The following is an 11,990-nucleotide window of genomic DNA, read 5'->3' on the forward strand; positions in this document are numbered from 1 at the left end:
ACCAAACACCAAAAATCATACGGATATCCAAAGCGCTTTGAGAGGAATCCTGGCCATGGCGGTCAATCTCAAGCAATTGGCGGAACTGCTCGGCCTGTCGCAAACGACAGTCAGCCGGGCGCTCAACGGCTATCCGGAGGTCAATGCCGAGACCCGCCAGCGCGTGTTGCAGGCCGTGCGCGAAACCGGCTACCGGCCGAACCGGGCCGCCCAACGGCTGGCCACAGGCAGGGCCTACTCCATCGGCATGGTCATGCCGATTGCGCCCGGCATCGATTCCGACGTGCATTTCGGCGAGTTCCTGGCAGGCCTTGCGGAAGAAGCGGTCAAGCACGACTTCCACTTCGTGCTCAATCCGAGCGCACCGGAGGATGAGGAGGTGACCTTCCGGCGCTTGGCAGCGAGCGGCAATGTCGACGCGCTCTTCCTCGCCTATATGCGCGCCAACGATCCGCGCATCGCAATGCTGAAATCGCTGTCGATCCCCTTTGTCGTGCATGGCCGTTCGATCGGCGAAAGCCGCGACTACCCCTTCCTCGACATCGACAACACCAGCGCCTTCTATGATGCGGCGCGGCTTCTCATCCAACTCGGGCACCAGCGGATCGCGCTGATCAATGGGCCGGAATACTTAAGTTTTTCCATCCGCCGCAAGAAGGGAATGCTCAGGGCGCTTGCCGAACACGGCCTCACCCTCGACGAGGCCCTGGTCGAGCATTCGCTGATGACCGATGAACACGGCTATCGCAGCATGCAGCGTTTCCTGCAGCATGCGCAGCCTCCGACCGCGGTGCTCTGCTCCAGTACGGTGCTGGCGCTGGGCGCGGTGCGAGCGATCAATCAGGCGGGCCTGAAGATCGGCGATGATATCTCGCTGATCGCCCATGACGACGTGCTGCCGATGCTGAAGCCCGAGAATTTCAGCGTACCGCTGACCACGACGCGCTCGTCGCTCAGGGCAGCCGGTACCCGCATTGCCACGCGGCTGATCGGCGGCATCCTGAAACGCGGCGATTATCCTGAGCAGGAGCTCTGGCGCGCCGAACTCATCGTGCGCGCGTCAACCGGGCCTGCCCCGCAAAAATGAAAACGCGCCGCGATAGCGGCGCGCTCCATCATTTCATCTGAAGTGGGGTCAGAAGCGCGGCGGCTTGCGGCCTGCTTTGCGGTAGGCGGCAATAACGGTATTGGCCATCAGCATGGCAATGGTCATCGGACCGACGCCGCCGGGAACCGGCGTGATGACGCTGGCGACCTTGGCAGCTTCAGCGAAGGCGACGTCGCCGACGAGCTTCGACTTGCCCTCGCCCTTTTCCGGTGCCGGAACCCGGTTGATACCGACATCGATCACCGTCGCGCCAGGCTTGACCCAATCGGCCTTGACCATCTCCGGGCGGCCGACTGCGGCAACGAGAATATCGGCGTTGCGGCAGACGGCAGCCAAATCCTTGGTGCGCGAATGCGCCGTCGTCACGGTCGCGTTCGCAGCAAGAAGCAACGCCGACATCGGCTTGCCGAAGAGGTTCGAGCGCCCGATCACGACGGCGTTCAGCCCCGAAAGGTCATCGCCATGGGTCTGGCGCACGAACACCATGGCGCCGGCCGGCGTGCAGGAGACAAGGCCGCCTTCGAGATCGCCGGTCGCCAGCTTGCCGGCATTGACCACATGCAGGCCATCAACATCTTTTTCCGGCAGGATCGACTGGATGATCGGCTCGGAATTCAGATGCTTCGGCAGCGGCAGCTGCACGAGGATGCCGTGGACCGACGGATCGGCGTTGAGCTCTGCCACGAGCGCCGCCAGCTCTTCCTGGGTCGTTTGCTCCGGCAGGGTGTGCTGGACCGACAGGAAGCCGCATTCCTTGGCCATCTTGCTCTTGGAAGAAACATAGGCATGGCTTGCCGGGTCGTCGCCGACGATGACGACGGCGAGACCCGCACGAACACCGGCGTCCACCTCAAGCGTCCGCGTCGCAGACTTGACCGCCTCAATGACCGAAGCGGCGACCTGCTTGCCATCAATCACAGTCGTCACGGTGTTCCTCCTGGCTTCCTGTTCACGCGGCACACTCTAGTTCGCCCGGGGAAAGGCGATGGCCTTAAAGCGCCCTATGCTGTCCCAAACGCATAAATGCAAGAGGCAGCCGCAACCACATGGCTGTTTCGGATAAATGTGCGGCATTTCCTCTCAAGGCTGAGAGGGAATGGTTGCCGCTGCAATCTTGGGTGAAGACGGTCGCAAGGCAACCGGCAAGGGGCTACCGATGCGCCAGCCTCTGGCGGGAGTAATGCTCGACGCGGGACCTCAGCGCCCGAAGATCTTCCTGGACCTTTGCAACGCCGGCGTCGTCTTCTTCCACAAGGCTGAGGCTCGGCTGATGCGCAGAAGGGCCGGCGGTTTCGCCGCGACGGGCGGCCGCGTAGGCGGCCGTCAATGATTGAGCATGATGCGCGGCAGGGCTGAATTGCGGCGGCAGATCGGGCATTTCCGGCCTCGTTTCGGCCTGCTGTCGCGCCCGCGGCAAGGGCTCGGGGTCACCATCCGGCTCCGGCGGCTCCGGATCGCGGTTGTCCTCTATCTTTGAGCCAGCAGTGGAAAACAACCCGCGCAGGCTGCGATAGATGCCGAGCAGGACACCAAGACCAAAACCAGCGAAGAAACCGGCCATGGTGGCGGCGATGACGATGATCTTGCGGGAAGGCCCCTTGGCCTGCAGCGGCGGCTCCGCCTGCGAGATCACCCGGATGTTCTTGGTCGTCAGCTTTTCCTCTTCACGCGTTTCGCCGGCGCGCTTCAGGAAGGACTCGTAGATCGAGCGGGTTGCCGCCGCCTTGCGCTGCAGTTCGCGCAGCTCGACGAACTCGGCCGACGAGTCGATCTGCCGGGCCTTCTGCACCGCGAGCTGCTGCACGAGATCCTGCTCGGTCCTCTGCGCACGGTCGAGTTCAGTGCCGGCCGCAGCCGCAATGCGGCGCAATTCGTTGGCAATCTCGGAGCGCGATGCCTCGAGCGCCTGCTGGGCGGCGATGCGCTGCGGGTGCCGTGGGCCGAGGCTTGCGTCGAGCGCACTCAGCTGCGCCTTGGTCGCCGCGAATTGCTTGCGCAGCTCGGTCAGTGCCAGCGAGCTGACTTCTTCGGGATAGGCACCAGTCAGGACATCGTTCAGATGCACCTTGCCGGAAGCCTCGGCCTTGGCCTTGGCCTCGGCGATGCGGTTGCGTGCAGCAGCCACCTGGTCGCTCAGGCTCAAGAGTTGTTTGTCGGCAATCAGTTCGCCGCCGGCGCCGACGATGTCGTTGTTGGCCTTATAGTCTTCAACGGCCTTTTCCGCCGCATCGAGCTCCGATTTCAGCTCCTTGATCCGGGCATCCAGCGCCACCGTCGTTTTCTGGAAGAAGCCGGACTGCGCCGCCGTTTCCTCGCCGAGGAAGGTTTCGACAAGGCGATTGGCGATCAACGCCGATTTCTCGGGGTCGCGGGTCTGGGTCTCGACCGTGACGATGAAGGTCTTCGGATCGCGCCAGACATGGATGGCCTCGCCCAGCTTCTTCAGCACACGGGCGGATGCATCGCCGCTCGCGGACGCCTTGCCGGAAAACTCCGCATCGCTCGCCAGATCGAGATCGGTTGCGACCTTTTCCATGACCGTGCGTGAGCGCAGCACCTCAAGCTGACTGTCGACCAGCGCAAGGATGCCCTCGGTTGCCAGCGATTGCTTCGACAAATCGGAATCCGTCAGCCGAACCTCGCGCGGATCGACATAGAGCTTGGCCTCGGACACGTAGATGCTGGGCGTCGACAGCGCCAGCAGGATGCCGCCGACGGCGCCGAGCACGGTGGTGGCGATGATGATCTTGCGCACCTGCCAGACGGCGCGCAGCACGGTCTTGATGTCGATGAGCGGCCTGTCGCCTGCAGCGGCGCCGGCGGTTTCGGCCGCACTACCGGGCTGACCGTCGGCCAGCCAGCGCCCGAGCTTGTCGCGCATGCCGGTCAAACCATAGGTCGATCGCTTGGCGGTCGTTGAGCGGGCAGTCGTCGCCTTGCTTTCAGGGGCGGACTGGGCGGCACTTGGTCGCTTGCCAGGTCGCGCGGCCGCACCGTCGGCATCAGACAAATGATTGAGCAGCGAGACGCCCTCGCCGGAATCCGCCACAGCTCGCGATTTCTGCGCACGCGCAGGACCACGCGTGTCCTCGGCTACGAAATCGAGCAACGATGCACGCGGAACCGGGCGTTTCTCGTCGTCGATGTTGAACATGACTGATCCCGCGGGCTGCCGAGACGGCGAATTCCGAATAGTGAAGTCAACCTAAGGAAACATGGGAAACAAATGGTTAATTTTCATGGGATTGCGAGCTCATGACCACCGATCTCACGCCTTATTAAGCTTTCCCGCCTATGAGGGAGAACAGGAGAGCAATTCCGACCGCCTGCGCAGCGCGCACGCCTTCGGTACTGCACAAAAACAAGGAGATAGAGCGTTTCCATCGGCGTCGACGGGAGACGCGCTATTGGAACGTCGGCCGTGCTTCATCGCATCAAAGCGCTTTATCTCCGCCACAGGGCGCTGATCCACGCCTACCTCTCCATGACCGGAGGCTCGGCAGGGCGGTTGGTGCTGTCGCTTGTCTATTTCATCGCCGTCGCCAATACGCTTGCCATCGCCGATTTCGGCCTGTTCGCGACCGCGTCGGCGGCCGGCATCATGATCTCGCGGGTGCTCGCCTTCGGCTTCATGTCGCCGCTATACCGCGTCGCGACCGTAAAGCCGCTGCTGGTGGGCACCTACAGCGCCGGCTTCCTGGTCGGCGCAGTGCTGTCGCTGCCGCTGATCGCGATCATCTCGGCCATCACCTTCGCCACGCTCTTTTCCCGAGACATGACGGCAAGCGTCTTTTCCGCCTTCATGCTGGCCGAGATCATCTGCTGGCGCGGGCTGGAAACCGCCGTCATCGTCTTGAACGGCCTCGGCCGCTTTGGGCGCGGCGCCCTGCTTGTGGTGATCGGTACGGCGGTCCGCACCGGTGCAGCGCTGCTTTTCGCCCTGCTGCCGGGAAAGACACTGGAGGTCTGGTCCTATTTCTACCTGATCGCCAATGCCGTGAGCCTGCTCGTGGCGCTCTTGTGGTTCTACCCGCGCGTTCGCCTGCGCTGGCAGCCCCGGCTCTATTTCCGGCGCTGGGCGGATTCGGTATCCGTCGCCGGCGCCGAGGTGCTCTTCTACGTCCAGTCGGAATTCGACAAGATCGCGGTGCTTGCCATCGGCGGGCCGGCAGTCTCCGGCCTCTACGCCATCCTGATGCGCCTTGCCGATCTGACGGCGCTGCCGGTGCGATCGTTCAATACCCTGCTCGTCCAGCGCATCATGCGCACACCCGAGGCGATCGCCCGCTGGCGTGTGCGGCTGTCGATCGAACTGCTGGTGGCACTTGCCTCGCTCGCCGCGATCGCCGCCATGGCGACCTATCTCTGGATCTTCCCCAACGGCCTTGGGCGCAATGTCTCGGCCGCCGCGCCGATCGTGGCGATCATCCTTCTCGTCCCATCCTTCCGCAACCTGATCGAATACCACTCCGAGTTGCTCTATGCGACCGGACGGACGATGCGGCGCATGCTCAACCTCCTGATCGCCGGCGTCGTCAAGGTGGCATTGCTGGTGTTGCTACTCAGAACGACAACCGATGTCGCCGAGTGGGCGCCATCGCTCAACGCGATCTTCCTCGCCCTCTATATCCTGTCCTTCGCGCTGACCTACACGGCGCTGCGGAAGCCGACTGAGCGGGTCATCTGACGCCGGTCGCGCCTGATCGTTTACGCCGCGAGTTCGAGTACCGCACGACGGATGTCGTCAAGGTCATGCCCAACGAAGGACTGCACGCCGATGCCGATCTGGTGCGGCGCCATGTCCTTGAGAAAGTCGCGCAGGCCGGAAAGGTCCTGCCGGTAGCTGTCCTCGAACCAGAGCACATGGCAAAGGGCTGCATCGGAGGGCACGTGCCCTTCGCCGCCCAGGACCTCGTCGACGAAGCGGCCGTAGATCGTGCATTCGGAAAAGGCACGCGTCCGCGTGACCGCGCGCACCCAGTTGCGGCCATGCAGTGCCTCGATGTGGTCGAGCAGCTTCCTGCAGGTGTCGCTCCGCCATCCGATCAGGGTGTTGATGTAGTCATTGGCGGGCAGCCGGTAGGGACCGATGCCCAGAAGGCGGTCGGAATGGGCGAGCCATTCCAGGTGGTTGGAACGCATCTGCGCGTTGATCGCCCCATCCTTGCGGTAGAGCGTCAGCCGACCGTCGTGCCAGAGACTGGCCGGATCGAAGGAGCGCAGGAAGACAACGTCGGAATCCACCGCAAACATCGCCGCCTCGTCGATATGACGCGCCAGCGCCAGGCGGCGAAGCTGCTGCGCATGCCAGCCGCGCAGCGGCAGGCCAAAGGGGCTGAGCCACACTTTCCGGCGCGTGGCCGAGAGAGGATCGGTGACGGGATGAAGCCACCAGGGCAGAAGATCGCCTTCGCTGATCACCTGACGCCTCGTGCCTTCCAGTTGGCGGAAGTGTGCGACGTCGAAGTCGGCCACCAGCAAATAGTGCTTCCAGTCGCCTTCAAGCTTGCGGTCCATGCTTTCGCACATGAGCCGGCAGCGCTCGAAATCATTGGCATAGGAGGCTGTGACAATCGCGGTGCGCATGGTCTGACCGTTCACGATGTTCCCGTTCGCAGGCTGGCATCGGCGACATTTTCCCGCGCCCGTCCCGATAGCTTGTGCCAGAGGACGTGGAGGAGGAAAAGCGGATTTCCAAGGACGTAGCGCCGCCACATGCGCCGCGGTTCCATCGCCAGGCGGAAGAACCACTCCAGCCGCAGCCGGCGCAGGAACTTCGGCGCCCGCGGAAACTCTTCCGCCACGAAATCGAACAGCGCGCCAACGGTGATCACCAGCTTCGCATCTTGCGGGCCGACATGTGCATCGACCCATTTTTCCTGCCCCGGACTGCCCATGGCGACGAGCAGGATGTCGGCTTTCAGCGCGCGCACCTCGGCGAGGATCTCGGCAGATTTTGCACGATCGAAGAAACCATCGGAAACCGGCAGGAACACGTGCCAGGGCGCGTGCTTGCGAAAATTCTCGGCCGCGTGTGCGAGCACCCGCGGCCGAGCGCCGATCATGGCAATACGCAGCGGCCTGTCCACATAGGTCAGCAGCGCCGGAACGAAATCGGTGCCGTTCAGATTGGCGGGAAACATTCGCCCGTAAAAGAGGTAGGACGCGATGTCGACGCCGTGACCGTCAGGAAAGACGACCTGTCGGGTGAGTACCTCGCGATAGGCTGCGTCCTTCATCATGAGGTTGGCGTTGTTGGCATTCAGGAAGGCAAGCGACGTTTGCCCGGCAGATCGCGACAGCGCGTCTGATGCAAAGGCGAAGGCATTCGCCCAGCCGAAATCGGCCACCGGCATGCCGAGGATCAGACGTTTAGAAGGCACGGCATTCGAACCGGCGGCAGCCTTTGTCACGACCGTCCCCCGTCATGGATCTTCAGCGCGGGCGGAACGGATGGCTCTTCCCCCTGTTGGCCGTTGGGGTCGCTTGCGGTCAGGCCCACCAACACGTTGCGCATCACGCGCATCAGCCTCGCCTTCTGGGCCCGATGAAAGATCGCGCCATCACGGCGCTGCCGGTCACCCGCGCGCACCCTTGCGACCTTTTCGACCAAGAGACGCGCGAACTCTGCCGGACCGTCAGCCGTCGCGCAATTGTCGGGCACTGCCTCTATGCCGCGCAACGAGGCCTGTGTTGCCACGCAGGGCATGCCGAGTTCGAAGGTCTCGATGCTTTTCAGCTGCACGCCGGTGCCGCCACGGCTGACAAGCGGCACGACGGCGCTGCCGGTGACAAACGCGCGCGCATCCGGCACCCGCCCGACAAAGCGGACCCCGGGATGGGCAACCGTCGGCGTCCCGTCCATCTGGCCGGCAATCGCAACCGACATGTGCTCCGGCAGATGCGGCACGACTTCGCCCAAGAACCAGTCGAGCCCGAGCCTGTTCGGCCGCCAGCTCCAGGTGCCGATCAGGCCCAAATCCTGTTGAAGCTCCTGATGATGTTGATCCACCGGCGCTGGCGCATCCCACCCCGTCACCAGCGGCAGGACGAAGGCCCGGTCGCTGACGGCGCGACCGAAGCCGAAACGATCGGCTTCCGAAAAGGTCCAGACACCGACGGCATTCTGCGCGAGCTGCTGTTCGTAGTGCTCGAGATATTGCGCCTCGCGCCGGAACAGGAAGCGCTCGACCGCGCCCGTCGCGCGTTCGGCATTTTCGAAGGCGGAATCAGCTTCGACATTGTGGGCGACATAGATCGACGGGAAGGGCCGAAAGACCTGGGCAAAGGCTGCAGGCAACTGCACGGAGTTCAGCACCAGGCCATCGAACGGCGCCAGGCCGTCGAGGATCGACTGGATGCGGCTTGCCGAAACCGCCAGCATCTTTCCTGAAGACACCGAGGTGCGGTTGAGAAAGGCCGTGGCAAGCCAACCGACCTTCCGCAGCTTGCCGACCTTGGCATTGGTCACCTCGAGTTCACCCAACAGGTGCATCTCGCAATCCGGCGCCGGGGTGTGTCCCGGCTGCAAGAAACCGATGATGCTGACCCTGTGACCGAGTGCACGCAGACCGTCGAGTACAGCCCGATTGGCGATATCGAAACCGGATGCCGGATTGGCGACGGGAACGAGCGAAGAAACCAGAATCAGGTGCATTTTGCCACGCATCATGAATGGAACCGGGCCATTCATTAGCAGTATGAGGTGAAAGAGCACTTAAAGCCCCCTTTCAAAATTCGCCCTGCGGGTTCAGCATCTGTTTAGGAAGATTTGTTGTATTGCTTGGCAATTTTGCTTTTACGGGTTTCGCCATGACGTCGACCGGCCACGACATTTCCGTCTATTTCCGAACAGAACTGGAAGATGCCGGCGACATCGAACTCGTCGTCGTGCTGCCGACGTTCCGTCGGCCCGAGCACGTCATCAAGACGCTGAAAACCATTGTATCGCAAAGGCCTGACGTCTCTTTCGCGACCGTCGTCGTGGAGAACGACGACGAGGGTCTTGCGGGCGCTGCGGCGGCCAAAGACTTCTTCCTCGGCCATCCGTCGGATTCGATCGTCATCGTCGCGCACCGGCGCGGGAACTGCCACGCCTACAACGCCGGCTGGTCGACCGCGCTTGAAACCTACCCCAATCTCAAGGCGATCGCGATCATCGACGACGACGAGGTGGCGGCACCCGAATGGCTCGATTGCCTCATCACGGTACAGGAAACGACCTGCACAGACATGGTCGGCGGGCCGCAACTGCCGGTGTTCGAGGGAGACGGTGGGCAGAAATGGAAGCGCCACCCGGTCTTTACGCCCCATTACGACACGACCGGTCCGGTGCCCATCCTCTATTCCTCCGGCAATGTCCTCATTACCCGGGCGGTGCTCGACGCCATGCCGCGACCGTTTCTGGATCCGGCATTCAATTTCATCGGCGGAGGCGACGCCGACTTCTACAGCCGCTGCAAGGAGAAGGGCTTTTCCTTTGCCTGGGCGACGGACGCCTGGGTCGCCGAAACGGTCCCTGCGCGCCGGACGAGCACACCCTGGATCCGTGCTCGCAGCCTCAGGAACGGTGCGATCTCGACGATGCTCGAGCATCGACGCGACCCGAGCCTCAGCGGGCGGTTGAAAACCTTCGGAAAATCCCTGGCGCTGCTTGGCGCCTCCATCCCGCGCGGCATCGAACTGTGGAGCAAGAGCGGGCTTGCGTCCGCCGGGCTCTACCACTTCTACGTGGCGATCGGGCGGCTAATGGCGGAATTCGGTCTCGTCAACGAACAGTACCGCAATCCGGAAAAGAACTGAGAGCGGCACGCCGCCATCCGGTTGGAGCGAAGGCGCCCTCGCCCCACAGTTATCAATGTGTACTGGTTGCCTGTACGGCACCTTCCGGCAACTTGTCGTCGGCGACATGGCCGTTCTTGTCGACGATCGGAACCGGCTTCTGACGCGGCACGTTCTGGCTGTTGGCGACACGCTTGACGTCGTCCTTGGTGAGATATTCGAGCTGCTCGACCAGCACTTCGGTAATCACCTCTTCGCCAATCTTCTTGTTGAGGCCATCCTTCACCGTGGTCTTGAAGGTCGGCAGATCGAAGTTGCCGGTGTCGGCAACATCGATCAGTTTCGAACCGACAAGCAGATCGTAAAGCTCGTCGGTGACCACCTGCCGAAGCGGGGCGCGAAGATTGTTGATCCCCTCCTTGGTCGCGGAGAAGGAAAGCTTGGTGAGGAAGTAGCCCTGGACGGCGCCATCCTTGATCACCGGCACGGTGATCATCTCACCGGGAACATATTGTTCCGACGCGCGCCGAGCCGCCTCGCCATCGGCGGTGGCGGGCGCCGAGGCGCTTTGCATCGAATAATAGACCGATCCGAGCGTCACCGCGCAGACCCAGACCCCGGTGAGAATGAGCTTCAGCATCAGAAATCGCTATAGCGGAACTGCGCCTCGGAATAGATGCCGTCCGCGTCGGCATCCTGTGCGGCCGTCTTCAGAAGGTCGACCACGGAGCGGACGGCCTCCAGATGCGCTTCCACCTTCTGCGAATTGACTGCGAGCTTCTCGCGCAGGTGACGTGCATGCGAGGCGAAGGCGGGAGAATTGTCGCCCGGCAGCATGTCGCGATGCAGCATCGTCAATTCGTACAGGCAGCGGCTCTTGTGCGCATTCGACGTCTTGATGTCGAATTCCGGGTCGATGCCGATCCGGCTGTTCTCGTTGTCGAGGATCATTTCCAGGCGGCCGAGCACGTTCTGGATCCGGACGTCATTGGATGCCACAGCTTCCATGAATCAACTCCCAATTAAGCTTTGTTCTTGTCGTCTTCTGTCGTAAAGCCGGTCAGCGTCTTGCGCTCGTATTCCTGCACGAGGCTTGCGGCGAGGTTTCGGCTGTTGCCGTCAAGGGATGCCTGGACGCGATCGCCCGCATTTCCACCCGCCAACTGTTCGGCAATGCCGATGCCGCCGCTCTTGGAAATGACGTCGCCGATCTGTTCGGCCATCATGCTCTTCCAGATGTCGCCCGCCGTGCCCTTGCCGAAGACGTTCTCGCTTTCGGACGGCAGCATCGACTTCACGAAATTCTGCAGCACCATGGCCTCGAACTTGCGATAGGTCTCAGGGATCTTCTTCTGCTCGACGCGATTGTTGATGTCGCCGAGCCCGCTCGTTCCGTCCGGAGACGTATTGAGAACATTGACCGCAGCGGCAAAGCCGTTGCCATTTTCGGCAAGGCTCGTCGCCTTGAACGCGGCACGGTTGGCCTTCAGCCGTGCCTGGGCCTCCTGAACCTCGGTTGGATCAGCGGCGCGCACGACGTCCATCACCAGATCGCTGGGCGGAGAAATGGCCATGACGAATCCTCTTAAATCGAGCCTGCTTCGACGTTGCACAGCAACGCCGATGCCAAAAGGCGATAGTCGGGCCGGATCCGCTCCACCATCGGAGCAACCCCGGATGGCGTACTATCGCCCGTCAACCTTACCGGAAGCTGGCGCGTTTCCCGTAACGTGTTGATCGATCAGGTCGTAGATGGAGTTATCGGCCTCTTCGCGGTCTTCGGACTGCCGCGCGTCCTTCATGTTCTCCTCGAGCCGGTCGGCCTTTGCCCGTTCGCGCAGCATGCGCGCTTCGTGCGTCTGCTGGATGCCGAGCAACATCTGGTCCTTCTGCACGAGGCGACCGACCTGCGAGGAATAATGGCCGGAGAACATCCGGTGCATGGGGTGGGCCGAGCCCATGGCGTCGACGACGACATCGATCGTCTCGGCCAGGACCTCGCGCTGGCGCACCATGTCAACGAAATCAGCCTCCGCCATCTGCTCCAGGTGTCGCTGAACCGCAACCAGCCGCTTAAGCTTGTCCGAGCGCTTCTTCATGC

12 protein-coding genes are annotated in these 11,990 nt (G+C 62.5%); 3 read left to right on the forward strand and 9 right to left on the reverse strand.

Annotated elements, in window-relative coordinates; translation table 11 throughout:
- Positions 1–55: 55 nt before the first annotated feature.
- Positions 56–1,087 (forward strand): LacI family DNA-binding transcriptional regulator, encoded by a 1,032-nt coding sequence (locus tag MKZ91_RS07750; protein WP_336169699.1) that lies wholly within the window; start codon positions 56–58, stop codon positions 1,085–1,087.
- Between the two features lie 48 nt (positions 1,088–1,135).
- Here the strand turns inward: MKZ91_RS07750 and folD are convergent, their stop codons facing one another.
- A complete protein-coding gene (gene folD, locus MKZ91_RS07755) occupies positions 1,136–2,035 on the reverse strand; it encodes a bifunctional methylenetetrahydrofolate dehydrogenase/methenyltetrahydrofolate cyclohydrolase FolD (RefSeq protein ID WP_336169701.1) in 900 nt (299 codons plus the stop codon).
- 223 nt (positions 2,036–2,258) lie between these two features.
- Positions 2,259–4,262 (reverse strand): GumC family protein, encoded by a 2,004-nt coding sequence (locus tag MKZ91_RS07760; RefSeq protein WP_336169706.1) that lies wholly within the window; start codon positions 4,260–4,262, stop codon positions 2,259–2,261.
- A 267-nt stretch (positions 4,263–4,529) separates the two neighbouring features.
- Between MKZ91_RS07760 and MKZ91_RS07765 the strand changes: the two genes are divergently transcribed.
- Positions 4,530–5,795 carry a lipopolysaccharide biosynthesis protein gene (locus tag MKZ91_RS07765; RefSeq protein ID WP_336169707.1) on the forward strand — a complete coding sequence of 422 codons (1,266 nt, stop codon included), beginning with the start codon at positions 4,530–4,532 and terminating at the stop codon, positions 5,793–5,795.
- 20 nt (positions 5,796–5,815) lie between these two features.
- On the opposite strand, the gene MKZ91_RS07770 is transcribed toward MKZ91_RS07765, so the two are convergent.
- The 3 genes from MKZ91_RS07770 to MKZ91_RS07780 are packed head-to-tail and all read right to left on the reverse strand — an operon-like array spanning position 5,816 to position 8,765.
- On the reverse strand, positions 5,816–6,709 hold the full coding sequence (locus MKZ91_RS07770; RefSeq protein ID WP_336169708.1) for a DUF6492 family protein: 894 nt from the start codon (positions 6,707–6,709) through the stop codon (positions 5,816–5,818).
- Complete coding sequence (locus MKZ91_RS07775) at positions 6,706–7,521, reverse strand: WecB/TagA/CpsF family glycosyltransferase (protein WP_336169709.1); 816 nt, start codon at positions 7,519–7,521, stop codon at positions 6,706–6,708. The genes MKZ91_RS07770 and MKZ91_RS07775 overlap by 4 nt, the downstream gene beginning before the upstream one ends.
- On the reverse strand, positions 7,518–8,765 hold the full coding sequence (locus tag MKZ91_RS07780) for a glycosyltransferase (RefSeq protein ID WP_336169711.1): 1,248 nt from the start codon (positions 8,763–8,765) through the stop codon (positions 7,518–7,520). Before MKZ91_RS07780 ends, MKZ91_RS07775 begins: the two co-directional genes overlap by 4 nt.
- A gap of 155 nt (positions 8,766–8,920) precedes the next feature.
- On the opposite strand from MKZ91_RS07780, the gene MKZ91_RS07785 reads away from it, so the two are divergent.
- Positions 8,921–9,910 (forward strand): glycosyltransferase family 2 protein, encoded by a 990-nt coding sequence (locus tag MKZ91_RS07785; protein WP_336169713.1) that lies wholly within the window; start codon positions 8,921–8,923, stop codon positions 9,908–9,910.
- A 52-nt stretch (positions 9,911–9,962) separates the two neighbouring features.
- On the opposite strand, the gene MKZ91_RS07790 is transcribed toward MKZ91_RS07785, so the two are convergent.
- The 4 genes from MKZ91_RS07790 to MKZ91_RS07805 form a co-directional block, all read right to left on the reverse strand.
- Complete coding sequence (locus tag MKZ91_RS07790) at positions 9,963–10,529, reverse strand: hypothetical protein (protein ID WP_336169715.1); 567 nt, start codon at positions 10,527–10,529, stop codon at positions 9,963–9,965.
- Entirely contained in the window at positions 10,529–10,897 is a 369-nt protein-coding gene (locus MKZ91_RS07795; protein WP_336169717.1) for a hypothetical protein, read from the reverse strand. The genes MKZ91_RS07790 and MKZ91_RS07795 overlap by 1 nt, the downstream gene beginning before the upstream one ends.
- 14 nt (positions 10,898–10,911) lie before the next feature.
- Complete coding sequence (locus MKZ91_RS07800; protein WP_336169719.1) at positions 10,912–11,463, reverse strand: rod-binding protein; 552 nt, start codon at positions 11,461–11,463, stop codon at positions 10,912–10,914.
- A 111-nt stretch (positions 11,464–11,574) separates the two neighbouring features.
- Entirely contained in the window at positions 11,575–11,988 is a 414-nt protein-coding gene (locus tag MKZ91_RS07805) for a hypothetical protein (RefSeq protein WP_336169721.1), read from the reverse strand.
- Between the last annotated feature and the right edge of the window lie 2 nt (positions 11,989–11,990).

The sequence above is a fragment of the Ensifer sp. MJa1 genome, from assembly GCF_037026475.1.
GTDB lineage: Bacteria > Pseudomonadota > Alphaproteobacteria > Rhizobiales > Rhizobiaceae > Ensifer.

Bases quoted from the DNA above. Each gene is read 5' to 3' on its own strand.
- MKZ91_RS07750 (WP_336169699.1), top strand. From the start codon at position 56: ATGGCGGTCAATCTCAAGCAATTGGCGGAACTGCTCGGCCTGTCGCAA.
- MKZ91_RS07760 (WP_336169706.1), bottom strand. From the start codon at position 4,262: ATGTTCAACATCGACGACGAGAAACGCCCGGTTCCGCGTGCATCGTTG.
- MKZ91_RS07780 (WP_336169711.1), bottom strand. From the start codon at position 8,765: ATGCACCTGATTCTGGTTTCTTCGCTCGTTCCCGTCGCCAATCCGGCA.
- MKZ91_RS07785 (WP_336169713.1), top strand. From the start codon at position 8,921: ATGACGTCGACCGGCCACGACATTTCCGTCTATTTCCGAACAGAACTG.
- MKZ91_RS07790 (WP_336169715.1), bottom strand. From the start codon at position 10,529: ATGCTGAAGCTCATTCTCACCGGGGTCTGGGTCTGCGCGGTGACGCTC.
- MKZ91_RS07795 (WP_336169717.1), bottom strand. From the start codon at position 10,897: ATGGAAGCTGTGGCATCCAATGACGTCCGGATCCAGAACGTGCTCGGC.
- MKZ91_RS07800 (WP_336169719.1), bottom strand. From the start codon at position 11,463: ATGGCCATTTCTCCGCCCAGCGATCTGGTGATGGACGTCGTGCGCGCC.
- MKZ91_RS07805 (WP_336169721.1), bottom strand. From the start codon at position 11,988: ATGAAGAAGCGCTCGGACAAGCTTAAGCGGCTGGTTGCGGTTCAGCGA.